At 70.3% G+C, this 25,673-nt stretch carries 23 protein-coding genes; 8 read left to right on the top strand and 15 right to left on the bottom strand.

Features of this window, described 5'->3' with window-relative positions; genetic code table 11:
* Window positions 1-2: 2 nt before the first annotated feature.
* The 4 genes from ACFYYJ_RS18450 to galU form a co-directional block, all read right to left on the bottom strand.
* Window positions 3-458 carry a molybdenum cofactor biosynthesis protein B gene (locus ACFYYJ_RS18450; protein ID WP_385122692.1) on the bottom strand — a complete coding sequence of 152 codons (456 nt, stop codon included), beginning with the start codon at window positions 456-458 and terminating at the stop codon, window positions 3-5.
* 125 nt (window positions 459-583) lie between these two features.
* A complete protein-coding gene (gene moaC / locus ACFYYJ_RS18455) occupies window positions 584-1,063 on the bottom strand; it encodes a cyclic pyranopterin monophosphate synthase MoaC (RefSeq protein ID WP_385361652.1) in 480 nt (159 codons plus the stop codon).
* Between the two features lie 73 nt (window positions 1,064-1,136).
* A complete protein-coding gene (glp, locus tag ACFYYJ_RS18460) occupies window positions 1,137-2,498 on the bottom strand; it encodes a gephyrin-like molybdotransferase Glp (RefSeq protein ID WP_389133659.1) in 1,362 nt (453 codons plus the stop codon).
* Between the two features lie 4 nt (window positions 2,499-2,502).
* A complete protein-coding gene (gene galU / locus ACFYYJ_RS18465) occupies window positions 2,503-3,405 on the bottom strand; it encodes a UTP--glucose-1-phosphate uridylyltransferase GalU (RefSeq protein WP_385122642.1) in 903 nt (300 codons plus the stop codon).
* Window positions 3,406-3,498: 93 nt separating this feature from the next.
* Here galU and ACFYYJ_RS18470 point away from each other — a divergent pair, with 93 nt between their 5' ends.
* Window positions 3,499-4,110, top strand: coding sequence for a 5-formyltetrahydrofolate cyclo-ligase (locus ACFYYJ_RS18470; protein WP_385122644.1), 612 nt, complete (start codon window positions 3,499-3,501; stop codon window positions 4,108-4,110).
* 29 nt (window positions 4,111-4,139) lie between these two features.
* On the opposite strand, the gene ACFYYJ_RS18475 is transcribed toward ACFYYJ_RS18470, so the two are convergent.
* Complete coding sequence (locus tag ACFYYJ_RS18475; RefSeq protein WP_389133663.1) at window positions 4,140-6,998, bottom strand: penicillin acylase family protein; 2,859 nt, start codon at window positions 6,996-6,998, stop codon at window positions 4,140-4,142.
* Between the two features lie 288 nt (window positions 6,999-7,286).
* Here ACFYYJ_RS18475 and ACFYYJ_RS18480 point away from each other — a divergent pair, with 288 nt between their 5' ends.
* The 7 genes from ACFYYJ_RS18480 to mscL all read left to right on the top strand — a co-directional run bounded on the left by ACFYYJ_RS18480 (window position 7,287) and on the right by mscL (window position 13,787).
* Window positions 7,287-8,801, top strand: a complete 1,515-nt coding sequence (locus ACFYYJ_RS18480) for a potassium/proton antiporter (RefSeq protein ID WP_389134005.1) — start codon at window positions 7,287-7,289, stop codon at window positions 8,799-8,801.
* Between the two features lie 366 nt (window positions 8,802-9,167).
* On the top strand, window positions 9,168-10,490 hold the full coding sequence (locus ACFYYJ_RS18485; protein WP_389133665.1) for an MFS transporter: 1,323 nt from the start codon (window positions 9,168-9,170) through the stop codon (window positions 10,488-10,490).
* A 67-nt stretch (window positions 10,491-10,557) separates the two neighbouring features.
* Window positions 10,558-10,881, top strand: a complete 324-nt coding sequence (locus ACFYYJ_RS18490; RefSeq protein ID WP_389133668.1) for an FmdB family zinc ribbon protein — start codon at window positions 10,558-10,560, stop codon at window positions 10,879-10,881.
* Between the two features lie 90 nt (window positions 10,882-10,971).
* The gene (locus ACFYYJ_RS18495) at window positions 10,972-11,805 is read left to right on the top strand and encodes an S-methyl-5'-thioadenosine phosphorylase (RefSeq protein ID WP_385122652.1); all 834 of its coding nucleotides are present in this window, start codon (window positions 10,972-10,974) and stop codon (window positions 11,803-11,805) included.
* 89 nt (window positions 11,806-11,894) lie between these two features.
* The gene (locus tag ACFYYJ_RS18500; protein ID WP_385122653.1) at window positions 11,895-12,449 is read left to right on the top strand and encodes a carboxymuconolactone decarboxylase family protein; all 555 of its coding nucleotides are present in this window, start codon (window positions 11,895-11,897) and stop codon (window positions 12,447-12,449) included.
* Between the two features lie 216 nt (window positions 12,450-12,665).
* On the top strand, window positions 12,666-13,145 hold the full coding sequence (locus tag ACFYYJ_RS18505) for a hypothetical protein (protein WP_385361664.1): 480 nt from the start codon (window positions 12,666-12,668) through the stop codon (window positions 13,143-13,145).
* 120 nt (window positions 13,146-13,265) lie between these two features.
* On the top strand, window positions 13,266-13,787 hold the full coding sequence (mscL, locus tag ACFYYJ_RS18510) for a large conductance mechanosensitive channel protein MscL (RefSeq protein ID WP_385122658.1): 522 nt from the start codon (window positions 13,266-13,268) through the stop codon (window positions 13,785-13,787).
* Window positions 13,788-13,800: 13 nt separating this feature from the next.
* Here the strand turns inward: mscL and ACFYYJ_RS18515 are convergent, their stop codons facing one another.
* The 10 genes from ACFYYJ_RS18515 to ACFYYJ_RS18560 all read right to left on the bottom strand — a co-directional run bounded on the left by ACFYYJ_RS18515 (window position 13,801) and on the right by ACFYYJ_RS18560 (window position 25,468).
* Complete coding sequence (locus ACFYYJ_RS18515; protein WP_389133673.1) at window positions 13,801-14,025, bottom strand: hypothetical protein; 225 nt, start codon at window positions 14,023-14,025, stop codon at window positions 13,801-13,803.
* A gap of 37 nt (window positions 14,026-14,062) precedes the next feature.
* Complete coding sequence (locus ACFYYJ_RS18520; protein WP_389133675.1) at window positions 14,063-15,490, bottom strand: NarK family nitrate/nitrite MFS transporter; 1,428 nt, start codon at window positions 15,488-15,490, stop codon at window positions 14,063-14,065.
* Window positions 15,491-15,492: 2 nt separating this feature from the next.
* Window positions 15,493-15,861, bottom strand: coding sequence for a hypothetical protein (locus tag ACFYYJ_RS18525; RefSeq protein ID WP_389133676.1), 369 nt, complete (start codon window positions 15,859-15,861; stop codon window positions 15,493-15,495).
* The gene (locus tag ACFYYJ_RS18530; RefSeq protein WP_385361668.1) at window positions 15,858-16,517 is read right to left on the bottom strand and encodes a ubiquinol-cytochrome c reductase iron-sulfur subunit; all 660 of its coding nucleotides are present in this window, start codon (window positions 16,515-16,517) and stop codon (window positions 15,858-15,860) included. The genes ACFYYJ_RS18525 and ACFYYJ_RS18530 overlap by 4 nt, the downstream gene beginning before the upstream one ends.
* The gene (locus ACFYYJ_RS18535) at window positions 16,514-17,113 is read right to left on the bottom strand and encodes a 4Fe-4S dicluster domain-containing protein (protein WP_389133680.1); all 600 of its coding nucleotides are present in this window, start codon (window positions 17,111-17,113) and stop codon (window positions 16,514-16,516) included. The genes ACFYYJ_RS18530 and ACFYYJ_RS18535 overlap by 4 nt, the downstream gene beginning before the upstream one ends.
* 6 nt (window positions 17,114-17,119) lie before the next feature.
* Window positions 17,120-19,441, bottom strand: a complete 2,322-nt coding sequence (locus tag ACFYYJ_RS18540) for a molybdopterin oxidoreductase family protein (RefSeq protein ID WP_389133683.1) — start codon at window positions 19,439-19,441, stop codon at window positions 17,120-17,122.
* Window positions 19,438-20,544, bottom strand: coding sequence for an MFS transporter (locus ACFYYJ_RS18545; RefSeq protein WP_389133686.1), 1,107 nt, complete (start codon window positions 20,542-20,544; stop codon window positions 19,438-19,440). Before ACFYYJ_RS18545 ends, ACFYYJ_RS18540 begins: the two co-directional genes overlap by 4 nt.
* Window positions 20,545-20,611: 67 nt before the next feature.
* Complete coding sequence (gene pflA / locus ACFYYJ_RS18550; RefSeq protein WP_385122674.1) at window positions 20,612-21,439, bottom strand: pyruvate formate-lyase-activating protein; 828 nt, start codon at window positions 21,437-21,439, stop codon at window positions 20,612-20,614.
* Window positions 21,440-21,519: 80 nt separating this feature from the next.
* Window positions 21,520-23,790, bottom strand: a complete 2,271-nt coding sequence (pflB, locus tag ACFYYJ_RS18555; RefSeq protein ID WP_389133689.1) for a formate C-acetyltransferase — start codon at window positions 23,788-23,790, stop codon at window positions 21,520-21,522.
* 268 nt (window positions 23,791-24,058) lie between these two features.
* Complete coding sequence (locus ACFYYJ_RS18560; RefSeq protein WP_389133690.1) at window positions 24,059-25,468, bottom strand: NarK family nitrate/nitrite MFS transporter; 1,410 nt, start codon at window positions 25,466-25,468, stop codon at window positions 24,059-24,061.
* Window positions 25,469-25,673 lie beyond the last annotated feature (205 nt).

The raw sequence follows: 25,673 nt of genomic DNA on the forward strand, positions 1-25,673 counted from the left end.
GTTCAGCTCGTGCTCCCGGAGGGTTCGGCCGGTCTGGGGTGGTCTCCGCCGCGGATCTGGTCCACGGCGTGCGGGATGACGCGGGAGAGGACGGCGAGACCGTCGCGCACACCGCCCGTGGAGCCCGGCAGGTTCACGATCAGGGTGTGCCCGGCGACGCCCGCCAGCCCCCGGGACAGCGCCGCGGTCGGCACCTTCGCCAGGCCCTCGGCGCGGATGGCCTGCGGGATGCCCGGGATCTCGTAGTCCAGCACCCGGGCGGTGGCGTCGGGGGTGCGGTCGGTGGGCGAGATGCCGGTGCCGCCGGTGGTCAGGATGACGTCGTAACCCGCGGCCACGCCCTCGCGCAACGCCTGCTCGACGGGATCGCCGTCGGGGACCACCCTCGGGCCGTCCACCGCGAAGCCGAGCTTCTCCAGCGCCTCGGCGAGCAGCGGGCCGCCCTTGTCCTCGTACACGCCCTGCGAGGCCCGGTTCGAGGCCGTGACGACGAGGGCCCGGCCTTGGGCGGCGGCCGCACGGGCCCCCTCCTCCGGCCGGGGGCCGTGGCTGTGGCTGTGGACCTCGCCGCCGCGCGGGGGGTTCACGAGCGCGCCCAGTCGCCGGACTTGCCGCCGGTCTTCTCCTCCACCCGGACGTCCGTGATGACGGCGCCCTTGTCCACGGCCTTGACCATGTCGATCACGGTGAGCCCGGCGACCGCGACGGCGGTCAGCGCCTCCATCTCGACGCCCGTGCGGTCGGTCGTCTTGACGGTGGCGAGGATCTCGACGGCGTCGTCGGCGACCTCCAGGTCGACCTTCACGCCCGAAACGGCCAGCGGGTGGCAGAGCGGGATCAGGTCGGGGGTCTTCTTGGCCCCCATGATCCCGGCGATCCGCGCGGTCGCGAGGGCGTCGCCCTTGGGGACGCCCTCGCCGCGCAGCAGCTCGATCACCCGGGGGGAGACGAGTACCCGTCCGCTGGCCCGCGCCGTCCGGGTGGTGACGTCCTTCTCGGAGACGTCGACCATCCGGGCCGCGCCGGCCTCGTCGATGTGGGTCAGCCTGCTCTGGGTACTCATTGCTGCGCCGCTCCGCTCTGGGCCCGCGCGGGGCCTGTGTGGTGCGACACACGCTACCGGCAACGGCCCCGGTTCAGCCGAGCAGGACCACTTCGAGCTCGGTGCCCGGCTCCACCGAAGTGACGTCCTCCGGTACGACCATCAGCGAGTCGGCGTGCGCCAGCGCGGCGATCAGGTGGGAGCCCGATCCGCCGACCGGGCTGACCGTGCCGCTTTCCGCGTCGTACTTGCCGCGCAGGAACTGGCGGCGGCCGGCCGGGGAGCCGAGCGCCTTGTCGGCCGTCAGCACCGCACGCACGCTGGGGCGGCGCACCTCGGACTCCGGCAGGCCCATGAGCGTCCGGATGGCGGGGCGCACGAACAGCTCGAAGGAGACGTACGAGGACACCGGGTTGCCGGGCAGGGCCAGCAGCGGGGTGTGGTCCGGGCCGATCGTGCCGAAGCCCTGCGGCTTGCCGGGCTGCATGGCGAGCTTGCGGAAGTCCATCCGGCCGCCGTCGATGTCGCCGCCGTCCGTGCCGTCGGCGCCGGCGTCGCCCTGGCCGACCGAGGACAGTGCCTCCTTGACCACGTCGTACGCGCCGACGCTGACCCCACCCGTGGTGACGAGCAGGTCGGCCCGGATCAGCTGGTCCTCGATGGTGGAGCGCAGGGTGTCGGCGTCGTCCGCGACCGCCCCGACCCGGTAGGCGATGGCCCCGGCGTCCCGCGCGGCCGCGGCCAGCGCGAAGCTGTTGGAGTCGTAGATCGTCCCGGCGGCCAGCGCCTCGCCCGGCTGGACCAGCTCGCTGCCCGTGGACAGGACGACCACGCGCGGGCGCGGCCGCACCCGAACGGTGCCGCGTCCGATGGCGGCGAGCAGGGCGATCTGCGGCGGGCCGAGCACGGTCCCCGCGGCCAGGGCCAGGTCCCCGGCCTGTACGTCGCTGCCGCGCGAGCGGACGTGCGCCCGCGCCTCGGCGGCCCGGTGCACCCGCACCTCGCCGGCCGCGCCGTCGGGGGCGGCGCTGGCCGGGGTCATCCCGGAGACCGCGCCGCCGCCGGCGCCGCCGTCGGTCCACTCGACCGGTACGACGGCTTCCGCGCCGGGCGGAAGCGGGGCGCCGGTCATGATGCGGGCGGCCTCGCCGGGGCCGACGGTGGGCAGCTCACCGCTGCCCGCCGCGACGTCCCCGACGACCGTCAGCACCGCGGGGAACTCCTCGCTCGCACCCTGGACGTCGGCGACCCGGACGGCGTAACCGTCCATGGAGCTGTTGTCGAAGGGCGGGAGGGCGACGGGCACGGTGACGTCCTCGACCAGGACACAGCCCTGGGCGTCCAGCAACTGGAGCTCGATCGGCTCCAGCGGGCGGACGGCGGCGAGGACGTCCGCGAGGTGCTCGTCCACGGACCACAGACGGTGGCCGGTCTCCTGCGGTGCGGAACTGCTCAAGGTGCTACATCTCCTCCGTGACGTAACGGTGAAGCCAGGTGCGGAACTCCGGACCCAGGTCCTCGCGCTCGCACGCGAGGCGGACGATGGCCCGCAGGTAGTCGCCGCGGTCACCGGTGTCGTAACGACGACCCCGGAAGACCACGCCGTGCACCGGACCGCCGACGGTCTCGTCCGCGGCCAGCTTCTGCAGGGCGTCGGTGAGCTGGATCTCCCCACCGCGGCCCGGCTCGGTCTCCCGCAGTATGTCGAAGATCGCGGGGTTGAGGACGTAGCGTCCGATGACCGCGTAATTGCTGGGGGCGTCCGCGGGGTCCGGCTTCTCGACGAGCCCGGTGATCCGGACCACGTCCTCCTCGTCGGTGGCCTCGACAGCGGCGCAGCCGTAGAGGTGCACGTTGGCCGGGTCCACCTCCATGAGGGCGATGACGGTGCCGCCGGTGCGGGAGTGGATGTCGGCCATCTGACGCAGCAGCGGGTCGCGCGGGTCGATGAGGTCGTCGCCGAGGAGGACGGCGAAGGGCTCCCGGCCGACGTGCGGTTCGGCGCACAGCACGGCGTGGCCGAGGCCGCGCGGGTCGCCCTGGCGGACGTAGTGCATGGTGGCCAGGTCGCTGGACTCCTGGACCTTCTTCAGCCGGTCGTCGTCGCCCTTGGCGATGAGCGCCGATTCCAGCTCGTAGTTCCGGTCGAAGTGGTCTTCCAGGGCACGCTTGTTACGCCCAGTGATCATGAGGACGTCGTCGAGTCCGGCTCCCACGGCCTCCTCGACCACGTACTGGATGGCCGGCTTGTCCACAACCGGGAGCATTTCCTTCGGGGTCGCCTTGGTCGCCGGAAGAAAACGAGTACCGAGGCCCGCAGCCGGAATAACAGCCTTCTTGATCACGGGGTGCAACATAGTCATGGCCAGAACGATAGTGGGTCCCGGCGGACGCTCAACGGGATCGCGGTAGGTAGATCCACTTATGTCCATATTCCAAGGAAGATTTGGTTCGCTGTGAATGAGAACCCGCACACCGCCGCCTCCACCAAGGCCGAGCTGCGCCGGGAACTCCTCGCAGCCCGCCGCGCCTTGTCCCCCGACGCCTGCAGCGCGGCGGCCGCCGCGCTCGCCGCCAGGGCCGTGGAACTGCCCGAACTGGCCGACGCGCACACGGTGGCCGCGTACGTATCCGTCGGCACGGAACCGGGCACCCGCGATCTGCTCGACGCCCTGCGCGCGGCCGGGAAGCGCGTGCTGCTCCCCCTGCTGCTGCCCGACAACGATCTCGACTGGGCCGCCTACGAGGGCCCGGCGAGCCTCGCCGAGGCCGCGCACCCCGGGAAGATGCGGCTGCTGGAGCCCTCCGGCCCGGCGCTCGGGCCGGACGCGGTGACCGGCGCCGAGGCCGTGCTGCTGCCGGGGCTCGCGGTGGACGGGCGCGGGATGCGGCTCGGTCGCGGCGGGGGCTCGTACGACCGGGTCCTTCAGCGGCTGGAGCGCGCCGGGGCCCATCCCGCGCTGGTGGTGCTCCTCTACGACGACGAGGTGGTCGCGCGGGTCCCGGAGGAACCGCACGACCACCCCGTGCGTGCGGTGGCCACCCCTTCCGGGGTGCTCCGCTTCTAAGGCGTGTGGCTTCTGAGGCCTGTGGGCCGCTAGGGCTTGAGGGTCAGGGTGTCGACCGTCGCCTTGTCGACGGCCTCCTTGCCGAAGGGCCACTCCAGGAGCTCGCCCTTGGCCCACATCGTCGTCTGGTCGGTGTAGTTCGAGTGGTACGTGTGCCCCGAGGCGCCCGTGAGGTTGATCCATCGGGACTTGTCGAGGTCGTTGAGGTTCACGACCATCCGCATCGACGGCACCCACGTCACCCCGTACCCGCTGGAGGCGTTCCAGCCGGTCGCGTTGACGGTGGCCTCGCCGCCGCCCAGGTTCCAGGGGCCGCGGTTGAGGAGCCACTGCATGAAGCCGGGGCCCTCGGTGCCGATCGTCTGGTTCTTCAGGTTCAGCTGGTGCAGCCGGCCCCAGCTCCAGGTGGACTGGTCCTTGCCGAGCTTGGCGGTCAGCTCCCAGCGGGCGTCCTCCATGGCCCGCGCGAACAGCTCGTCGCGGGTGGTGGTCGCCGGCACGGTCAGGTTCTTCTTCGGCGCGGCCCACCAGGCCGACTTCTCGTCCTTGACGAGGCGGCGGACCACCTCGAACCAGCGGTCGCCTCCGTCCGGCTGCGCCGAGTCGCTGCCGCGCATGCCGCATTCGCGGACCACTTCGGCCAGGTCGTCGTTGGGGCCGCTGCTCTGGTCGTGGACGTTCATGCAGCTGCCCTCGATGCGCAGCTCCTTCGGCATCTTGTCGCCGAAGGCCAGCTTGAGGATGTTGCGCCAGACCGCGTTGAAGTACGCGGCCGCGGCCGAGTCGGGCTCCTGGGTGTAGTTCCAGCCCTCCAGCAGCTTCTGCGCGGAGCGCACGTCCGGGTCCTTGACCTCGATCTTGGCGAGCATCGGGGTGAGCAGCGCGGCGATCTCGCTGCTGTTGTCCATCTGCATGGCGCGCATGTCGTCGGTCGAGATCTTGCCGCTGTCCTTGATCTTCGCCTCGATGAGGTCGTTGATCCGCTGGCTGCGGGCGCCGTAGCCCCAGTCGGTGGTCAGCGTGTTCGGGTACTTGCCGGCGCCGGTGCCGCTCTCGACGACCGCCTGGTTGGCGGTGACGATGAAGCCGCGCTGCGGGTTCTGCTCCCAGGGGAGCTCGTTCTGCGGGATCCAGCCGGTGGCGCTGCCCGCGGTGCCCTTCCAGGCGTACTTGGGGTCCCAGCCCGGGGCGGGCATGCGGCCGTCGCCGGCGCCGCGCACCGGGATCCGGCCGGGGGCCTGGTAGCCGATGTTCCCGTACTGGCCCTTGTTGTCGGCGTAGATCAGGTTCTGGGAGGGGACCTCGAAGTCGGCGGCCGCCTTGCGGAAGTCGTCGAAGTTCTTGGCCTTGTCGAGCCTGAAGACCGCGTCCATGGACTTGCCCGGGTCGAGGGCGGTCCAGCGCAGGGCGACGGCGTAGCCGGTGCCCCGGTCGGGGGCCGAGGAGGCCACGGGGGCGCGGGAGCCGACCGTGCCGAGCTCGTCGCTGCGGTCGGAGATCAGCGGACCGTTGTTGGTGGTGCGGACGGTGATCTTCTTGCTCTTCTCGCCCGCGATCTTGATCTCTTCGACGCGGGTGGTGAAGGGGAGCACCCTGTTGTCGTAGACGTAGCCCTCGGGCTTGACCTGCTCCAGGTAGAGGTCGGTGACGTCGGCGCCGAGGTTGGTCATGCCCCAGGCGATGTCGGTGTTGTGGCCGATGACCACGCCCGGCATGCCGGAGAAGGTGAAGCCGGCGACGTCGTACTGGCACTGGGCCGAGACGGCGCGGCAGTGCAGGCCCATCTGGTACCAGACCGAGGGCAGCTGCGGGGCCAGGTGCGGGTCGTTCGCGAGCAGCGGCTTGCCGGTGGTCGTGTACTTGCCGGAGACGACCCAGGAGTTCGAGCCGATGCCGCTGCCGTTGGGGCCGAGGATCGCGGGGATCTGGTCCAGGGTCTTGGCGAGGGAGGTCATCTGCGTGCGCAGGCCCACGGTCGCGCCCTGGGCGGTGACGTTGTCGGCGAGGCCGGCGGGGCCGGTGGTGCCGCCGTTGGCGGTGCTCGCGTTGCTCGCGTTCGAGCCGTTGGCACCGCCGGTGGCGCCGGTGCCCGTGGCGTCCTTCGAGGCGGAGCTGCCCGGGGTGCCCTGCGGGGTGTACTTGCCGCCCTCGACCTTGCCGCCCTCGACGATCGGACGGTTCCGGTCGAAGGGGTACGGCGGGTACAGCTCGTCGATCTGCGCCGGCGAGAGCTTGCTCGACATCAGCGCGCGGTCGATCTCGTCCTGCATGTTGCCGCGCAGGTCCCAGGCCATGGCCTTGAGCCAGGCCACCGAGTCCACCGGCGACCACTGCTCGGGCTTGTAGTCGGAGCCGAGCTTCAGGGCGGCGTGCTCGACGGAGAGGTCCTTGCCGGACTTCCCCTTCAGGTACGCGTTGACCCCGTCGGCGTAGGCCTGGAGGTACTTCTTCGTCTCGGGCGAGAGCTTCTTGTCGTACTCCTCCTGCGCGACCTGGCGCCAGCCCAGCGTCCGCAGGAAGGCGTCGGTCTCGACCTGGCCGGAGCCGAACATCTCCGAGAGCCGCCCGGAGGTCATGTGGCGGCGTACGTCCATCTCCCAGAACCGGTCCTGGGCGTGGACGAAGCCCTGCGCGCGGAAGAGGTCCTCGTCGTTGTCGGCGTAGAGCTGCGGGATCCCGTGCTCGTCGCGCTTGACGTCGACGGTGCCGGTCAGGCCGGGCACCTTGAGGGAGCCGGTCGTCTGGGGGAACGAGGCGCGCACGCCGTCCACGCCCCAGTACGCCCCGTAGCCGAGGCCCGCGAAGAGCGCCAGGACCAGCACGAGCACGATCAGACGGGCTCGTCGTCCCTTCTTCTTGACGGGAGGAGCGGTTTCGTTGGCGGGCATCGCTGTCCTTAGAGGGGCAGGGTGGTCCTGGGAGTGCTGGGAGCAACCATAGGCGCAGGACCGGCCCCGGTGATCCGCCAGGGGTCCAGGTGCTGAGGACAGGGGCAAACACTCGTTTCACAATGTGGTTATCGCGTAAAGAGAGCGTCAAAGATTAGGTAAGGTAACGAACTACTTGCCGAACCTGTCGCGCGGAGGAGCGGTCCACCGGCTTCCCCGTGCGCTTTGAGGAAGGGTCGCCCGCTGACTGTCCACACGCTCAATGAGCTCCTGCTGGTCTGCTCGCTCGTGCTGCTCGTCGCCGTCGCGGCGGTACGCGTCTCCTCACGCAGCGGCCTCCCCAGCCTGCTCATCTACCTCGGCATAGGCGTCGCGATAGGCCAGGACGGCATAGGCAACGTCGTGTTCGACAACGCCGAGCTGACCCAGGTCATCGGCTACGCGGCACTCGTCGTGATCCTCGCCGAGGGTGGTCTGGGCACCAAGTGGAAAGAGATCAAGCCGGCCCTGCCGGCGGCGATCGTGCTGTCGCTGGTGGGCGTCGCGATCAGCGTGAGCGTGACGGCGGCCGGGGCGCACTACCTGGTCGGACTGGAATGGCGCCAGGCCCTGCTGATCGGCGCGGTCGTCTCCTCGACCGACGCCGCGGCCGTCTTCTCCGTACTGCGCAAGGTTCCGCTCCCCTCCCGGATCACGGGTGTCCTGGAGGCCGAGTCCGGCTTCAACGACGCACCCGTCGTGATCCTGGTCGTCGCCTTCGCGACGGTCGGCCCGGTGGGCCCCTGGTACGTCCTGGTCGGCAAGATCGCGTTGGAGCTGTTGCTGGGCGTCGCCATCGGCCTGGCCGTGGGCTTCCTGGGCGCGTACGGGCTGCGGCACGTGGCACTGCCCGCCTCGGGCCTCTACCCGATCGCCGTGATGGCCATCGCGATGGTGGCGTACGCGGCCGGCGCGCTGGCGCACGGCTCCGGCTTCCTCGCCGTCTACCTGGCGGCCATGGTGCTCGGCAACGCGAAGCTTCCGCACTGGCCGGCAACACGGGGGTTCGCGGACGGGCTCGGCTGGATCGCCCAGATCGGCATGTTCGTGCTGCTGGGCCTGCTGGTCACCCCGCACGAGCTGGTGAACGACTTCTGGCCGGCGGTGATCATCGGGCTGGTGCTGACGATGGTGGCGCGACCGCTGGAGGTCTTCGTCAGCCTGCTGCCCTTCCGGCTCCCCTGGCGGGAGCAGGCCCTGATGTCGTGGGCCGGTCTGCGCGGAGCGGTGCCCATCATCCTGGCGACCATTCCGATGGTGTCCGGGATCGAGGGCAGCGAGCGGGTCTTCAACATCGTCTTCGTGCTCGTCGTCGTCTACACGCTGGTGCAGGGGCCGACGCTGCCCTGGCTGGCGCGCAAGCTGCGGCTCGGCGACACCGGCGAGGGCGCCTCCGACCTCGGAATCGAGTCGGCCCCGCTGGAGAAGCTGCGCGGGCACCTGCTGTCCTTCGCGATCCCGCCGGCCTCCCGGATGCACGGTGTCGAGGTGAGCGAGCTGCGGCTGCCGGCCGGAGCCTCGGTGACCCTGGTGGTGCGGGACGCGAAGAGCTTCGTACCGGCGCCGTCCACCGTGCTGCGGCGCGGGGACGAGCTGCTGGTCGTGGCCACGGATCCGGTGCGGGACGCGGCGGAAGCGCGACTGCGGGCGGTGGCCCGGGGCGGCAAGCTCGCGGGGTGGCTGGGCACGGGCAACGGGTCGGGCGGCGGGCCGGGCCACGGAACCGGCGGCGCAGGTGGCACAAGGGGTGTCACCCAGGGTTAGAACGTCGCTCTAATTCGATGTATTGGGTGGATTCCGTCCGGATTCACCCATGTTTCGATGGCTTCTGAAGGCGAAGTTCCAGTTAATCGCAGGCGAAGACACTCCCTGTCGCCGTAATCACAGGGCCCATTTACGCCCCTCCCTGTATGATGAAGGCACAACAGATCGAACCAACTCTGCCTGACGCAGAGCTGGCGCGACCGCAAAGCGGCCGTGGCTCCCTCCCGCAGTGGGTGCCCAGGTATCACTCGGTTCTGCGCAAGAGGACAGCTCTCGGGGCTCCCACATGTACGGGTGCGGCCGCTCACAAGGCGGAGCACCGTCCGCAGACGGGGACGCTCTACCAGGCAGCGGAAAGGCAAGGCCGTGACATCCGCGGTCACGACCGACAAGTCCGCCCGCCCCGGCTACGGGCAGCTCCTGCGCACGCCCGGCGCCATCGGCTTCGTGCTTCCCGGCTTCGCAGCCCGACTCCCCTTCGGCATGCTGACCATCAGCATCCTGCTCCTGGTCCAGCACACCACCGGCTCCTACGGCAGCGCCGGCATCGTCGCCGCCGTCACCGGCATCTCCATGGCGCTGTCCGCGCCGCTGATGGGCATCTTCACCGACCGCTTCGGCCAGAGCGCCGTCCTGATCCCCGTCGTCCTCACGCACGCCGCCGCCGTCAGCGGCCTGGCGGTGCTCGCGCTGATGGACGCTCCCGTACTGGCGCTGGCCCTGGCCGCCATCCCCACCGGCGCCTCGGTGCCGCAGGTCGGACCGATGGTCCGGGCGCGCTGGGCCGCCAAGCTGCAGGGGTCGCCGCTGATGCCGACGGCCGCCGCCTTCGAGTCCGTCTCCGACGAATTCACCTTCGTCGTCGGCCCGGTCCTGGCGACCGCCCTGTGCACCGGCGTCCACCCGGCGGCCGGCCTGTTCACCGAGGCGACGCTGACCCTCCTCGGCGGCCTGCTCTTCGCGGCCCAGCGGGCCACCCAGCCCAAGCCGCACGCCCCGTCGGCCTCCGGTGAGAAGCGCACCTTCGCGCTCTCCTCCCCCGGCCTGCGCGTACTGATCTTCGCCTTCCTCGGGATCGGCGCCGTCTTCGGCGGCATGCAGGTCTCGCTCGCCGCCTTCGCCAACGAGATCGGCAACCCCGGGGCCAACGGCCTGCTCTACGGCATCTTCGCCGCCGGCAACATGATCGCCGGCATCGCCATGGGCGCCATCACCTGGAAGATCGGCCCGCGCCGCCGGCTGCTCATGGGCTACGTCGGCCTCACCGCCGTCGTGTCCGTCCTGTGGGCCGCGCACTCGGCGGTCCTGCTGGGCGCGCTCGGCCTGGTCGTCGGCCTGTGCATCGCCCCGGCGCTGATCACCGGCTTCACGATGGTCGAGCAGCTGGTCCCGGCGAACGCCCGGACCGAGGCCTTCACCTGGCTGACCGGTTCGATCGCCTTCGGGCAGGCCATCGCCGTGACCCTGGCCGGCCGTCTGACCGACGCGCACGGCTCCTCGTACGGCTTCCTGGTGCCCGCGGCGGCCACCGTTCTCGCGCTGGTCAGCCTGCTGGCCCTGCGCGGGAAGCTGGCCCCGAAGGCCCCGAGCCGGATCGTGAAGTCGTCCGCCCCGGCCGCCCCGAAGGTGATCCGGAACACGGTGAACGAGCGTGGCATCGGTCACCGAGTGCCGGTGACGGTGGACTGATCCGCCGGAATACGTCACCATGGAGCGTCGTTAGCACTCATTGAGTCAGAGTGCCAGGAGGAAATTCGTGCCGACCTACCAGTACCAGTGCACCGAGTGCGGTGAGGGCCTTGAGGCCGTGCAGAAGTTCACCGATGACGCGCTGACCGTGTGCCCGAGCTGCGACGGACGCCTGAAGAAGGTGTTCTCCGCGGTCGGCATCGTCTTCAAGGGCTCCGGTTTCTACCGGAACGACAGCCGTGGCGCCTCTTCGAGCAGCACCCCTGCCTCGAAGTCGTCCTCGTCGACGACGTCCACGACGTCCACCGCTGCCGCCGCCCCCGCCGCTTCGTCCTCCTCGACGACGTCGTCGAGCTCGGGCAGCAGCGCCGGCTCCACCTCGGCGGCCTGAGCCGTCCGACCGCCTTTCCGAGGCCCCGCAGCCCTTCCCGGGCAGCGGGGCCTCCGGCATGCGCCGGGGGACCCCGTTAGGGTGATCTCCATGGCGAACGCAGAGATCGGTGTCATCGGCGGCTCGGGCTTCTACTCCTTCCTGGAGGACGTCTCCGAGATACAGGTGGACACCCCGTACGGGCCCCCGAGCGACTCCCTCTACCTCGGCGAACTGGCGGGCCGCACGGTGGCCTTCCTGCCCCGGCACGGGCGCACCCACACCGTCCCGCCGCACAAGATCAACTACCGGGCCAACCTGTGGGCCCTGCGCTCGGTCGGCGTCCGCCAGGTGCTCGGCCCCTGCGCCGTGGGCGGCCTGCGGCCCGAGTACGGACCGGGCACGCTCATCGTTCCGGACCAGCTGGTCGACCGTACGAAGTCCCGCGCGCAGACCTTCTTCGACGGGGAGCCCCTGCCCGACGGCAGCGTCCCGAACGTCGTGCACACCACCTTCGCCGACCCGTACTGCCCCGTGGGCCGCTCCGTGGCGCTCGCGACGGCCCGGGCGCAGGGCTGGGACGCGGTGGACGGCGGCACCATGGTCGTCATCGAGGGACCCCGCTTCTCGACGCGCGCCGAGTCTCGGTGGCACGCGGCGGCGGGCTGGTCGGTGGTCGGCATGACGGGTCACCCGGAGGCGGTCCTCGCCCGTGAGCTGGGGCTCTGCTACACCTCGATGGCCCTGGTCACGGACCTGGACGCGGGCGCCGAGACGGGCGAGGGCGTCTCCCACACCGAGGTCCTGAAGGTGTTCGGCGAGAACGTGGGCCGCCTGCGCAAGGTCCTCTTCGACGCGGTCGCGGCCCTGCCGGAGACGGAGTCCCGCGACTGCCTGTGCACCCACGCCCACGACGGTTGGGACCTCGGCATCGAACTTCCTTGATCTTTCCCTGAGGCTGTCACATTCCGGGGGGCTGTCCGGTCCTTGTTGACGAAGGACCCACCGAGACCGCTTCCCGGGAGACGACAGCCATGCCGCGCATCTCGCTCACCCCGCCCCGCACCCTCCTCATGCGCATCGGCGCCTGGTACTCGCGCCGCACCTACGGCAAGGTGCTCGACCCCGGCCAGGCGTACGGGCACAACTCGCGCGTGCTGTTCTCGTACGTCCGTCTCGAACAGCGGGCGGCGAAGTGGAACGCCCTCGACGCCGGGCTGAAGCACCTCGCGGTGATGGCCGCGGCGGCCCGCATCAACTGCTCGTGGTGCATGGACTTCGGCTACTGGGAGGGCCGGGAGAAGGGCCTGTCGGCGCGGAAGATCGAACTGGTCCCGCGGTGGAGGGAGAACCGCGAGGCCTTCACCGCGCTGGAGGCGCTCGTCATGGAGTACGCCGAGGCCATGACGGAGACCGAGCCGACGGTCACCGACGAGCTCGCCGCCGAACTGATCGGGCGGCTCGGCGAGGCGGCGTTCGTCGAGCTCACCGCGGTGGTCGCCCTGGAGAACTGGCGCTCGCGGGTCAACAGCGCCTTCGGTCTGACCAGCCAGGGCTTCGCGGAGGCGTGCACGATCACCCCCGTGTGAGTGACGGCGATATCCACAGGGCGGGGACCGTCCACAGGCCGGGGCGGGAGTCGGCGGGAGGCCGGATCGTGGGGTGTGTCCGGGCGCAGGGTCCGGGCACGGCACGCGACCGGCTGGGCGGTGTTCCTCATGTCCCGTACTGCTTCGACCAGTTCTTCCTCTTCGGACCCTTCCTCTTCCTCGGCCCATCCCTCTTCCGCGATCCATCCCTCCTCCATGTGTGCCCCCGCGCACACGGTCCCGCAGTTCCCCCCGCTCCGCGTGGGGCGGGGCGGGGACCGGCTGCGCAGGGTCCTGCGGCGTCGGCGGCGCGCCACCGCGGCGGGGCTCGCGGTGGCCGCGGCGGCCCTGGCGGTGGGCGGGACGGAGGCCCGGGCCTCGCGGGGCGCCGCCCCGGCGGAGGTGAAGGCCCCGACGGCCGAGGCGGCCGTGCGGACGGTCTCCGCACCGGTGCGCATCGCCGACGCGGCGACGGTGCGGCTGCTGCGGCCCGGGGACCGGGTCGACGTGGTGGCTGCGGAGCGCGCCGGGCCGCCCAGGGTGGTGGCCGCGGGGGCCCGGGTTGCCGAAGTACCCGATCCCGAGGAGGGTGTTCGGGACGGTGGGGCCCTCGTGGTCCTGTCCGTGCCCCGGGACACCGCGCGGGCTCTCGTGGGGGCGGGCTCCGTGGCACGGCTGGCGGTGACGTTGTGCTGATTCGCACGCACGCCCAGTCAAGTCACCTCCAAGTGGGCGTCGATTGGACACGCCGGGCCTGGACTGCCGTAGCTTTCGGAACCGTTGACTCCGTGTTCGGCAGATTCGAAGAAAGGCTCAGTGGTGGGCGAGAAGAAGAAGGAGAGCGTCCTGGCGGGCTTCAAGGCCTTCCTGATGCGCGGCAACGTGGTCGACCTGGCGGTCGCCGTGGTCATCGGCGCCGCGTTCACGAACATCGTGAACTCGATCGTCAAGGGGATCATCGGCCCGGTCGTGGGCGCGGTCGGCACGAAGAGCCTGGAGGGCTACAAGACCTGCATCAAGGAGCCTTGCAAGCTCGGCCCGGACGGGCAGCCCACGGGCGTCGAGATCCTCTGGGGCTCGGTGCTGAACGCGACGCTGACCTTCGTGATCACCGCGGCGGTCGTGTACTTCCTGATGGTCCTGCCGATGGCGAAGTACCTCGCCAAGCAGGAGCAGCGCCGCAAGGCCCGGGAGGGCGTCCAGGAGACGATGGAGATCACCGAGCTGGAGGTCCTCAAGGAGATCCGGGACAACCTGGTCGCCCAGCGGACCAGCAGCAACGGCAATGGCAGCGCCGGCGGCGCGGGCGTCACCCCGGGGTCGCGCGACGCGTTCTGACGGTTCCGCCGGCTCAGATGTGGTGCGGGGGCTTCTCGTCGAGGAAGCGGGCCAGGTCGGCCGCGCTTCCGCCGGCGGGAGGCCGCTCGCCCCAGCCGCGGTCGGTGTCGTCCGAGGACTGCTGGTCCAGGGGGTCGTCGAAGACCAGCTTGGGCTTGGGCTTGGGCTGGGCCTCCGGCTTGGGCTCCGGCTTCGCGGCGGGCTCGGGATGCGGGTCGGGGGCGGCGGAGGTGCTCATGCCTCCAGGGTACGGCCGCCCCCGGCGCCCGCTCCGCTCAGCTGGGGGCCTCGGCGCCCTTGCGGGCGTAGAACCACCAGCACACCGCCAGGCACGTGGCGTAGAAGCCGATGAAGATCCACAGGGCGTTGGTGACGGCCATCGCCGCGAACATCGCGGGGATGAAGAAGAAGCCGTAGGCGGCGATGGCGGAGGAGAAGCCGGTGACGGCGCCCGCCTCCATCTCGGACTGCTTCAGCGCTGCCGCCTGCGCCTCGGGGCCCTTGCCCTCGGCCTCGCGCATGTGCTGGTCCCGGAAGATCACCGGGATCTGTCGGAAGGTCGATCCGTTGCCGAGGCCGGAGAAGGCGAAGGCCGCGAGGAAGCCGATGAAGAAGGCCCAGAAGTTGCCCTGGTCGCCGCCCGAGGGCAGCGCGAAGATCACCACGACCAGGGACGCGGCCATGCCGACGAACGACAGCATGGTGACCCTCGCGCCGCCGATCCTGTCGGCGAGCCAGCCGCCCGCCCAGCGCATGAGCGCGCCGACGAAGGGGCCGATCCAGGCGTAGGTGGTGGCCTGGTAGCCCTGCGACTCGAAGTTGTTCTTGATCAGCAGGGGCAGGCCTGCGGCGAAGCCGATGAAGGAGCCGAAGGTGCCGACGTAGAGCCAGGTCATCAGCCAGTTGTGCTTGCGCTTGAAGATGATCTTCTGCTGGCTGAAGGGGGCGGCGGCCACCCTGAGGTCGTTCATCAGGAACCAGGCGAGCAGCGCCATGATCACCAGCAGCGGCACCCACAGGAAGGCGCCGTTCTGCAGCCAGATGTCCGTGTCGTTCTTCGCGTCGTGCTGCGGGCCGCCCGCCGGGGCGCCCAGCACGGCCGCGGTGACCACCAGCGGAGCGACCAGCTGGACCACGCTCACACCGAGGTTGCCGAGACCGCCGTTGAGGCCGTTGGCACTGCCCTTCTCCCGCTTGGGGAAGAAGAAGCCGATGTTGGCCATGGAGGAGGCGAAGTTCGCGCCGCCGATGCCGCAGACGGCGGCGATCAGCGCCAGCTCCCAGTAGGGGGTGCCGTTGTCCTGGAGCGCGAAGCCGAGCCACAGCATCGGCGCGACCAGGATCAGCGTGCTGAAGGCGGTGAACTTCCGCTCGCCGAAGTTCGGCCCGATGAAGGTGTACAGGATCCGGAAGGTGCCGCCGGTGATTCCGGGGATGGCGGTCAGCCAGAACAGCTGCGACTTGGAGAAACCGAAGCCGACGTCGTTCAGCTTGACGACGGTCACCGACCAGACCTGCCAGACCACGAAGGCGAGCATCAGCGCCGGGATCGAGACCCAGAGGTTGCGCTGTGCGACCCTGCGCCCGGTGGACTGCCAGAAGCCGTCGTCCTCGGGCCGCCAGTCGCCGATGGTGGCGCCGGGCTTGTAGGTCTCCGCACGGTGCGAGCGCACCGCGGGCGGGGTGGGCGTGGGCATCGACATGGTCACCGGTCCTTGGGGTCGAGGAGCCACAGTCCGAGGACGACGAGGAAGGACAGGATCAGGAATCCCGCCCCCCACCAGGCCGTTCCGGTGTTTCCCTTCATCCACTCGTTGACGGTCACGGTCAGCCCCCAGAGCTGTCCGATGACCACGGTGAGGGCCAGGGCCAGACGCGCGTTGAGCTTCGAGGACCGTTCCGGCTCCTGCTCGGTGCCGGCTCCCGGGCCGGGGCCCGTGTGCCGGATCCGCGGGTCTCCGTAGCCGCTGGTGGAGCGGATCTGCGGGTACCGCTCGTGGACCGGCCGGTTCAGCCGGGGCTGGGCGCTACCCGGCTCGTAGTCCGGGCGCGGAGGCACCTGCGGGGCGCTCATGTGCGCTTCCTCTCGGGCTCGGCGGCGCGGTCCGATCCCGGGCAGCGCAGTTGCGCCGAGAACTCCGGGTGGGAATCGCCGAACTGCCGGCAGAGCGCGTCCTTGGCCGGCTCTCCCGACCGGGCGGTGCCGATGGCCCAGACGCTGCCGTCGCCCTGCTCGGTCAGGAAGACCCTGGGGAGCGGGCGCGGTGGCGGGCCCGCGGTCACCTCGCCGGTGCGCGCGTCGAAGACGCCTTCGTGGCAGGGGCAGTACAGCTCGCCTTCCGGCCCGCGGTCCTCGCGCCAGAGCACGGCGCATGCCAGGTGGGTGCAGACGGCGGAGTAGCCGACGAGGGTGCCGTCGGCGAGGCGGACGGCGACGGCCCGGTCCTCTTCGCCGGGAAAGCGGAAGGCCACGGACTGGCCGGGTGCCAGCACGTCGGTGACCTTCTTGGGCTCGGGCAGCTTCTCGCTGTCGCCGTGCCGGTGCAGGATGCCGGCGGCGACGCCGACACCGCCGACGGCCAGGCCGCCGGAGACGGTGGCGACGATCCGCAGGTAGTCGCGGCGGGTCGTGAGGGAGTCGGCGCTGATCCGGTCGCGCAACTGCTCGGCGGCGGCGTCGCCGTCGGGGTTCGGGGTGGCTGCCGGAGGAGGCTGTGCGGTGACGCTCATCGGACATCCACTCCGTTCACTTCCACGACGGGCAGACCGCCGGGGACGGGCCACTGGACCTTGTCGGCGGGGACGACCATCGCCACGCCGGTGTTGACCACGACGTCGCCGAAGGCGAAGGAGTCGGCGACCTGCACGCCGGGGCGTTCCGCCTGGAGTTCTTCGAGGGTTCCGTAGAAGAGGGCTCCGGTGGGGCAGACGGTGGCGCACATGGGGGCCAGGCCGTAGGCGGTGCGGTCGTAGCAGAGGTTGCACTTCATCTGCAGCTTCGCCTGGAGGTCGATCTTCGGGACGCCGAAGGGGCAGGCGTTGACGCAGTTGGAGCAGCCGATGCAGCGGGTGGTGTCGGCCTGTTGGACGACTCCGTCGGCGGTCACCAGGATCGCGTCGGCGGGGCAGACCTCGGCGCAGGGCGCGACGGGATCCTCGCAGTGCATGCAGACGGTCGGGAGGGAGGCGACGGACATGCCGGGCTCGGTGTAGTCCAGGTGGATCATCGACTTGCCGCGGTGGGAGTCGCATTCGCGGCAGGCTGAGACACAGGCCTGGCAGCCGATGCAGCGACCCGGGTCGATGAAGATCGTGCGGCCCATCATGGCGGGTCAGCTCCTCTCCGCCGTGCCACGACCTTGCGAGGACGTGGGCGGCAGGGGGTCGGTGCGGGAGACCTGGGTCTCCGGATAGGCCACGCGGCCCGGGGCCGTGGGCGGCGCGGGCACCTCGTCGACCTGTTCGCCGGCCTCGATCCGGGCGGCGCAGACCTTGTACTCGGGGATCTTCGAGCGGGGGTCGAGGGCGTCGATGGTCAGGGCGTTCGCGGCCGTCGGCACGGGCCAGTGGTAGGGGATGAAGACGGTGTCCGGCCGGATGGCCTCGGTGACCAGGGCCGGGAAGACCTCGCTGCCACGGCGGGTGACCACCCTGACCGGGTCGCCGTTGCGGAAGCCGTGCGAGGGGTGGACCTCCACCCAGGGGCGCGGGGTCTGCTCGACGAGGGCGCCCAGGCGCCGGGTCTGGTTGCCGGAGAGGAAGTGGGCGACGGTTCGGCCGGTGGTGAGGGAGAGGGGGAACTCCTCGGTGTAAGGGTCCATCGGCGCGTGCCACTCGACGACCTGCATGTGGACCTTCCCGTCGGGGTGGAAGGTCTTGCCGCCCTCGAACAGCCGGGGGGTGCCCGGGTGGTCGGTGCTGGGGCAGGGCCACATGATGCCGCCGGTCTCCTCCAGGCGTTCGTAGGTGATGCCGTAGTAGTCGTTGACCGTGCCGGCGGAGGCGATGCGGAGCTCCTCGAACACCTCGCGGGAGCCCGCGAAGTCGAACTTGTCGCCGGCGCCGAGCCGGCGTGCCAGCTCGCACATCACCCAGGTGTCGGTGCGCACTCCGGCGGGCGGTTCCTGCGCCTTGTTGTGCTTGACGACGCGGGCCTCGGTGTTGGCCATGACGCCTTCGTCCTCGGCCCACACGGTGACGGGGAAGACCACGTGCGCGTTGGCCGCGGTCTCGGAGAGGAAGAAGTCGAACTGGGCGTGGAATTCGAGGCGGTCGTAGCCCTCCTTGACCGCGCCGTAGTTGGGGAGGGAGACGAAGGGGTTGTTGCAGATGCCGATCAGGCCGCGGATCTCCTGCCGCTGCATCTGCCAGACCATCTCCATCATGGAGGTGCCGGCGGGCGGGAGTTCGGACTCCTCGATGCCCCAGATCCGGCAGATCTGGCGGCGGTGCTCCTCGTTCATGATGGAGCGGCCGCCGGGCAGCAGGTCCGCCTTCTGGCCGTGTTCGCGGCCGCCCTGGCCGTTGCCCTGGCCGGTGATGGTGCCGTAGCCGGCGCCGGGCTTGCCTAGGTTCCCGGTGGCCACGCACAGGTTGATGATCGTCAGGCAGTTCTCGACGCCCTGCGAGTGGTGTTCGACCCCGCGCGCGTGGAAGGCCATGGCCTTGCCCGCGCCGCCGAACATGCGGGCCACCTGGACGATCTGTTCCTCGGGGACCCCGCAGATCGCGGCGGAGCGGGCGGGCGGGTAGTCCTGGACGGTCTTCTTGACCTCTTCCCATCCGGTGGTGTGGGCGGCGAGGTAGGCCTCGTCGGTCAGACCCTCGGCGATGACCACGTGCAGGACGGCGTTGAAGAAGGCGGCGTCGGTGCCGGGTTTGAGGGCGACGTGGACGTCGGCGGTGCGGGCGACGGCCGTCTCCCGCGGATCGACGACGATCAGCGAGGCGCCGCGGTCCCGGGCGCCCCACAGGTACTGGGTCATCACGGGGAAGCACTCGCCCACGTTCGACCCGGCGATCAGCAGGCAGTCGGTGAGGAGGATGTCGGAGAAGGGGTTGGCGGCCCGGTCGATGCCGAAGGACAGCTTGTTGGCGCCGGCGGCGCTGACCATGCACAGGCGGCCGTTGTAGTCGACGTGCCGGGTCTTGAGGGCGACCCGGCCGAACTTGCCGACCAGGTAGGTCTTCTCGGAGTAGAGGCTGGCGCCGCCGAGCAGGCCGAAGGCGTCGTTGCCGTGGGCGCCCTGGATGCGGCGGACCTCGGAGACGGTGAAGTCGAGGGCCTCGTCCCAGGAGGCCTCCCTGAACTCCTCGTCCCGGGAGTGGCGCAGCAGCGGGCTCGTCAGCCGGTCGGGGTGGTTGACCTGCTGGTAGGCGTTGATGCCCTTGGGGCACAGCCGCATCCGGTTGATGTCGTGGTTGCGGGGCTCGACCCCGAAGACCTTGCCGCCCCGGTCCACGCGCAGGTACATCCCGCACTGCACGCCGCAGAAGCAGCAGTGGGTGGGGACGAGGGTCTCGCCGTTCTGGTCGGCGCGCCACTGGTCGGCGGGGATGCCGCCCGCGTCGCGGAAGTTGCGGGTGCCGGGCGGGGCGATGGAGGGGTCGATGGGCAGCGGGCGGCCCGTCCGGGCGGGGTCCGTCGCGGTCACTTGAAGCCCTTCTTGACGTGGTTCAGATAGGCGGTGCCGCGCAGGACCCGCTTGCAGCGCGGGCAGTATTCGGCCCAGGAGTCGAAGTCGAGCTTCAGGTCCCGCATCGTGCCGCGCAGGTTCTCCACGTACGGGGCGGTGTCGACGGGTTCGCCGCAGCGCTTGCAGGCGAAGACCCGGTCGTCCTGGCGGGCCGTGTACTTGAAGAGCTGCATGCCGACGGCGGCGGGGCGCTGGACGATGTGGAAGAACTTCCCGAACGGGATGTAGACGAGGGTGAACACCACCGACACCATGTGCAGGATGGCCAGGAACTCGTAGCCGCCGCCGTGCAGGAAGATCGACGAGAAGGTCAGCAGCAGCCCGGTCACGGAGATCACGATCAGGCAGATCAGCGGGAGCAGGTCGTAGGCGAAGCGCTGCCCGGTGATCGCGCCCCGGTCCTTCATGCGGCGCCACAGGAAGTACGAGGCGCCGGGGATGACGAGGACCGCCGCGATGTCCAGGCCGTGGAACATCAGCCAGCCCAGGACGTTCAGCGAGTCGAAGCCGAGGACCTTGAAGCCCCAGATCCGCATCTCGTAGCCCGGTCCGGAGCCGCTGTCCGAGGTGAAGGTGAACCAGCCCCAGGTCAGCGGGAAGGTGATGAGCGCGGCCAGGACGCAGCCCCAGAAGATGAGTTGGTGGGCGGCCCAGCGGGCGTGCGAGCGGGCGCCGAGGAACTTCTGGAAGCCCAGGTAGGTGGCGATCATCTTCGGCAGCGCGGTGGGCGCCTTGCGGAAGTTCTCGGCGGAGAAGAGGCTGCCGAACCCCTTCTTGAAGAGGCGGCGCGCGCCGGGTGCGGAGACCCACACGGTGTACCGGTAGGCCACGCCGAAGGCGAGGAACACGGTGGCGACGGCGTACGGCAGCAGCGCCGAGTCGAAGTCGCGCAGGAGGCGGCTGCCGAGCACGATCGCGACGATGAGCAGCAGCGAGACGGCGACGCCGGCCAGGGTGGCCCGTACGGCGACGGGTTTCCCGGCCGGCGGTGGGCTCTGGGGCGGCTGGGCCGGCGGCTCCGGCGGTGGGGCTTCGGTGAGGACTTCGGTGGGCTCGGACACAGCACCACGCTAAGTGGTCTGTACCGATTAAGCCCGTTATACGGTACTTATTATTGGGCCGAACGGGTTAGACGGCTTTCAGTCCCTGAGCGGCGAAGACCGCCTTGGCCTCGGCCACCTGCTCCGGTGTGGGCGAGGGGGTGTCGTGCAGGGTGAACTCCATGCCCAGGGCTTGCCACTTGCTCTCCCCCAGCTTGTGGAAGGGCAGGACGTCGACCCGCGAGACGTTGCCGAGGGTGCCCGCGAAGGCGGCGACGCCCTCGACGTTCTCGTGGGCGTCGGTCAGCCCGGGCACCAGCACGAACCGCAGGTGCACCTCCTTGCCGAGGTCCGCGAGGCGGCGGGCGAAGTCGAGGGTGGGTTCCAGCGGGCGGCTGGTGAGGCGTTCGTACGTCTCGCGGTCCCAGGACTTGATGTCGAGCAGGACCAGGTCCACGTCGCGCAGCAGCGCGTCGGTGGCTCGGGCGCCGAGGAAGCCCGAGGTGTCGAGGGCGGTGTGCAGGCCGAGGTCGTGCTTCATCCGGTGCAGCAGTTCGCCCGCGAACACGGGCTGGAGCAGCGGCTCGCCGCCGGAGACGGTGGCCCCGCCGCCCGCGGCGGCGATGAACCGGGTGTACTTGCGGGCCTCGGCGATGACGTCGTCGGCCGAGGTGCGCCTGCCGCTGCGCATCTTCATGGTGTCGGGGTTGTGGCAGTACAGGCAGGTCAGCGGGCACCCGGCGAGGAAGGTCACGAACCGGGTCCCGGGGCCGTCCACCCCGGTGGAGAGGTCCCAGGAGTGCACGGAGCCCTCGCTGGGCCGCTGCGTCGCGGCGGCGGCCGGGGTCCGCCCCGCGCTGACGGCGACGGCCGCGGCCTGGCCGACGGGGATGCTCGTACCGAAGAGGACGGTCATGGCAGGTGCTCCTGTGGTGGGTGCACGGCCCCGGGGCCGGGGTGAGGGCCCGGCCCCGGGCCGCGCGGTCCAGGGGGCTCTCACAACGAGCCGTGGAAGGTGCGGTTCAGCACGTCGAGCTGCTGGTCCCGCGTGAGGCGGACGAAGTTCACGGCGTAGCCGCTGACGCGGATGGTCAGCTGCGGGTAGTTCTCCGGGTGCTCCATGGCGTCCATGAGCGTGTCGCGGTTGAGGACGTTCACGTTCATGTGGAAGCCGTCGACGGCCATGTAGCCGTCGAGCACGCCCGCCAGGTTCTTGATCCGCTCCTCGGGGGTGCGGCCCAGGCCGTCGGGGGTGACGGTGTTGGTCAGCGAGATGCCGTCCTCGGCGTCCTCGTAGGGGAGCTTGGCGACCGACAGCGCCGAGGTGACGTAGCCGTGGGTGTCGCGGCCGTTCATCGGGTTGGCGCCCGGGGAGAAGGGCTCGCCGGCGCGGCGACCGTCGGGGGTGTTGCCGGTCTTCTTGCCGTAGACCACGTTCGAGGTGATCGTCAGCACGGACTGGGTGTGCTCGGCGCCCCGGTACGTCGGGTGCCTGCGCACCTTCTTCATGAACTCCTCGACCAGCCACACGGCGATGGAGTCGACGCGGTCGTCGTTGTTCCCGTACGCCGGGTAGTCGCCCTCGATGACGTAGTCGGTCACGAGCCCCGTCTCGTCGCGCACGGCGGAGACCTTCGCGTACTTGATGGCGGACAGCGAGTCGGCGGCGACCGAGAGGCCGGCGATGCCGCAGGCCATGGTGCGGCGCACGTCGCGGTCGTGCAGGGCCATCTCGATGCGCTCGTAGGCGTACTTGTCGTGCATGTAGTGGATGACGTTCAGGGCGTGGACGTAGGTCGCGGCGAGCCATTCCATCTGCTCGTCGAACTTGGCCATGACCTCGTCGTGGTCCAGCACCTCGGCGGTCAGGGCTCCGGTGGCCGGGCCGACCTGGGCGCCGGACTTCTCGTCACGGCCGCCGTTGATCGCGTACAGGAGGGTCTTGGCGAGGTTCACGCGGGCGCCGAAGAACTGCATCTGCTTGCCGACCGGCATCGCGGAGACACAGCACGCGATGGCGGTGTCGTCGCCGAAGCGCGGCCTCATCAGCTCGTCCGACTCGTACTGCACCGAGGAGGTGTCGATCGAGACGCGGGCGCAGAACTCCTTGAAGCCCTGCGGCAGCCGCGGCGACCAGAAGACCGTCATGTTCGGCTCGGGGGCCGGGCCGAGGTTGTAGAGGGTCTGGAGGTACCGGAAGGAGGACTTGGTGACCAGCGGACGGCCGTCCTCGCCCATGCCGGCGATCGACTCGGTGACCCAGGTCGGGTCGCCGGAGAACAGCTCGTCGTACTCCGGGGTGCGCAGGAAGCGGACGATGCGGAGCTTGACGATGAAGTCGTCGACGAGTTCCTGGGCCTGCTCCTCGGTGAGGCGGCCGGCCTCCAGGTCGCGCTGGAGGTAGACGTCGATGAAGGTGGAGGTGCGGCCGAGCGACATGGCCGCGCCGTTCTGCTCCTTCACGGCGGCCAGGTAGGCGAAGTACAGCCACTGGATCGCCTCGCGGCCGGTGCCCGCCGGGCCGGAGATGTCGTGGCCGTAGGAGGCCGCCATCGCCTTGAGCTCGGCGAGCGCGCGGATCTGCTCGGAGAGCTCCTCGCGCAGCCGGATCGTCTCCTCCAGGGAACGGTCGCCGGCCGGGAGGGAGTTCAGCTCCTCCTTCTCCTCCTTCTTGAAGGAGACCAGGCGGTCGACGCCGTAGAGGGCCACGCGGCGGTAGTCGCCGATGATGCGGCCGCGCCCGTAGGCGTCCGGCAGGCCGGTCACGACGCCGGCCTTGCGGGCGGCGCGGATCTCGGGGGTGTAGGCGTCGAAGACACCGGCGTTGTGGGTCTTGCGCCACTCCGTGAAGACCTTCTCCAGCTCCGGGGAGACCGGGTAGCCGTAGGTCTCCAGGGCGCCGGCGACCATGCGCCAGCCGCCGTACGGCATGATCGCGCGCTTGAGCGGGGCGTCCGTCTGGAGGCCGACGATCAGGTCCTTGTCGCGGTCGATCCAACCCGGGGCGTGCGCGGTGATCGTCGACGGGACGTCGTGGGCGATGTCGTAGACGCCCTTCTCGCGCTCCTCCGGGAACTTGTCGGTGATCGACTTCCACACGGCGGTGGTGCGCTCGGTGGGGCCGGCGAGGAAGGAGTCGTCGCCCTCGTAGGGCGTGTAGTTCTGCTGGATGAAGTCGCGGACGTCGATGGCGTCGCGCCACAGTCCGCCCTTGAAGCCCTCCCAGGCCTTGCCGTTCCTCGTGGTCTCCGCAGGGGTGGCAGTCATCGCCCGCACCTTCCCAGTCGCCTCGTTGCTTGTGTCCATTGCACGCCTTTTGATCGATCATTTGCCTCCGCATTGGTCCCGAGCCGGTGCCCGAAGGTCCCGCGATCACCCGCCCCCGTCCTCCCCCGGTAGCTCTGACCTGGCATTTCGAGCAGGTCGAAGGTCCGTCGTGCGCTTGTGAAAGATTTCACAAGAATTTCGTCACGGAACGCCGAACGGGGTCGGAACCACCTCGAAGGCGGTTCCGACCCCGCACGGAAGAGACGGCCTAGCTGGGGGCCTCAGCGCCCTTGCGGGCGTAGAACCACCAGGCCACGACCACGCAGGAGGCGTAGAAGCCCACGAAGCCCCACATCGCGCTCGTCACCGTGAAGTTGGCGAACATCGCCGGGATGAAGAAGAAGCCGTAGGCGGCGATCGCCGCGGTGAAGCCGGTCACCGCGCCCGACTCGGTCTCGGCCTGCTTCAGCGCGGCCGCGTACTGCGGGGTGCCCTCCGTCAGGCCCTTCAGGTGCTGTCCGCGGAAGATGACGGGGATCTGCCGGAAGGTCGAGCCGTTGCCGATCCCCGAGAAGAAGAACGCCGAAAGGAAGCAGAAGAAGAAGCCGTGGAAGGAGCCGGTGTCCGAGCCCGAGGGGAGGAAGGTGATCACACCGATGATCGAGGCCGCCATGCCCACGAAGGACAGGATCGTCACCCTCGCGCCGCCCAGCTTGTCCGCGATCCAGCCGCCCGCCCAGCGGGCCAGCGCGCCCAGGGCCGGGCCCATCCAGGCGTAGGTGGCCACCGAGTACGCGGGGAAAGTGGTCTTGATGAGCAGCGGCAGGGCCGCGGCGAAGCCGATGAAGGAGCCGAACGTGCCGACGTAGAGCCAGGTCATCAGCCAGTTGTGCTTGCGCTTGAAGATGATCTTCTGCTGGCTGAAGGGGGTCGAGGCCACCTTCAGGTCGTTCTGCCCGAACCAGGCCACCGCTGCGAGCACGACCAGCACGGGGACCCACACGAAGGCCGCGTTCTGGAGGTGGATCTCCGAGCCGTTCGCCTTCTTCTGACCCGCGCCGACCGCGAGGACCGAGGAGGTGATCAGGACGGGCGTGAGGAGCTGGACGACGGAGACGCCCAGGTTGCCCAGACCGCCGTTGATCCCGGTCGCGTTGCCCTTCTCCTGCTTCGGGTAGAAGAAGCCGATGTTGGCGAGCGAGGAGGAGAAGTTCGCGCCGCCGATGCCGCACAGCGCGGCGATCGCGACCATCGTCGTGTACGAGGTCGACGTGTCCTGCACCGCGAAGCCCAGCCACAGCAGCGGCACGATCAGCACGACGGTCGAGAGCGCGGTGAAGCGGCGCTGCCCGATCCTCGGTCCCAGGAAGGTGTAGAAGATCCGGGCCGTTCCGCCGGTGATGCCCGGAACGGCGGTGAGCCAGAACAGCTGCGACTGGCTGAAGCCGAAGCCGACGTCCTTCAGGTTCGTCGCCGTGATGCTCCAGACCTGCCAGACCACGAAGGCCACCAGCAGCGCCGGCACGGCGATCCACAGATTGCGGGTGGCCACCTTCTTCCCCGTGGTCCGCCAGAAGGACGGGTCCTCCGGCGTCCAGTCCGTGATCGTGCGGCCCGGACGGTACTGCTCCGGATCGGCGAGCTGCGGCCGTACCGCTTCCTGCGTGGCGGAACTCATGGCTTCGTCCTCAGGTGTCGAGGGGTGTCCTTGCCTATCCAGGTTCCGTTTCCGGGGGCACCTCGCGGCAGAGGAGAACGCACCGTGCGCGACGGGACAAGGTCCCGTCGCGCACGGTGCGTTGGTGGGGGAGTCCAGGGGGGGGGCCCGGGGGGCGGCCCCCGGGGGGGCCCCGCCGACGCCCCGCCCCCCGTCGGAGAGCTGC

The organism is Streptomyces sp. NPDC002467, from assembly GCF_042889825.1.
Lineage (GTDB): Bacteria > Actinomycetota > Actinomycetes > Streptomycetales > Streptomycetaceae > Streptomyces.

What these genes read in the sequence shown, in the direction of transcription:
- pflB (WP_389133689.1), bottom strand. Translation starts at nt 23,790, where the DNA reads ATGACTGCCACCCCTGCGGAGACCACGAGGAACGGCAAGGCCTGGGAG.
- moaC (WP_385361652.1), bottom strand. Translation starts at nt 1,063, where the DNA reads ATGAGTACCCAGAGCAGGCTGACCCACATCGACGAGGCCGGCGCGGCC.
- ACFYYJ_RS18525 (WP_389133676.1), bottom strand. Translation starts at nt 15,861, where the DNA reads ATGAGCGCCCCGCAGGTGCCTCCGCGCCCGGACTACGAGCCGGGTAGC.
- ACFYYJ_RS18475 (WP_389133663.1), bottom strand. Translation starts at nt 6,998, where the DNA reads ATGCCCGCCAACGAAACCGCTCCTCCCGTCAAGAAGAAGGGACGACGA.
- pflA (WP_385122674.1), bottom strand. Translation starts at nt 21,439, where the DNA reads ATGACCGTCCTCTTCGGTACGAGCATCCCCGTCGGCCAGGCCGCGGCC.
- ACFYYJ_RS18495 (WP_385122652.1), top strand. Translation starts at nt 10,972, where the DNA reads ATGGCGAACGCAGAGATCGGTGTCATCGGCGGCTCGGGCTTCTACTCC.
- ACFYYJ_RS18515 (WP_389133673.1), bottom strand. Translation starts at nt 14,025, where the DNA reads ATGAGCACCTCCGCCGCCCCCGACCCGCATCCCGAGCCCGCCGCGAAG.
- ACFYYJ_RS18520 (WP_389133675.1), bottom strand. Translation starts at nt 15,490, where the DNA reads ATGTCGATGCCCACGCCCACCCCGCCCGCGGTGCGCTCGCACCGTGCG.
- galU (WP_385122642.1), bottom strand. Translation starts at nt 3,405, where the DNA reads ATGACTATGTTGCACCCCGTGATCAAGAAGGCTGTTATTCCGGCTGCG.
- ACFYYJ_RS18505 (WP_385361664.1), top strand. Translation starts at nt 12,666, where the DNA reads ATGTGTGCCCCCGCGCACACGGTCCCGCAGTTCCCCCCGCTCCGCGTG.
- ACFYYJ_RS18530 (WP_385361668.1), bottom strand. Translation starts at nt 16,517, where the DNA reads ATGAGCGTCACCGCACAGCCTCCTCCGGCAGCCACCCCGAACCCCGAC.
- ACFYYJ_RS18560 (WP_389133690.1), bottom strand. Translation starts at nt 25,468, where the DNA reads ATGAGTTCCGCCACGCAGGAAGCGGTACGGCCGCAGCTCGCCGATCCG.
- ACFYYJ_RS18500 (WP_385122653.1), top strand. Translation starts at nt 11,895, where the DNA reads ATGCCGCGCATCTCGCTCACCCCGCCCCGCACCCTCCTCATGCGCATC.
- ACFYYJ_RS18535 (WP_389133680.1), bottom strand. Translation starts at nt 17,113, where the DNA reads ATGATGGGCCGCACGATCTTCATCGACCCGGGTCGCTGCATCGGCTGC.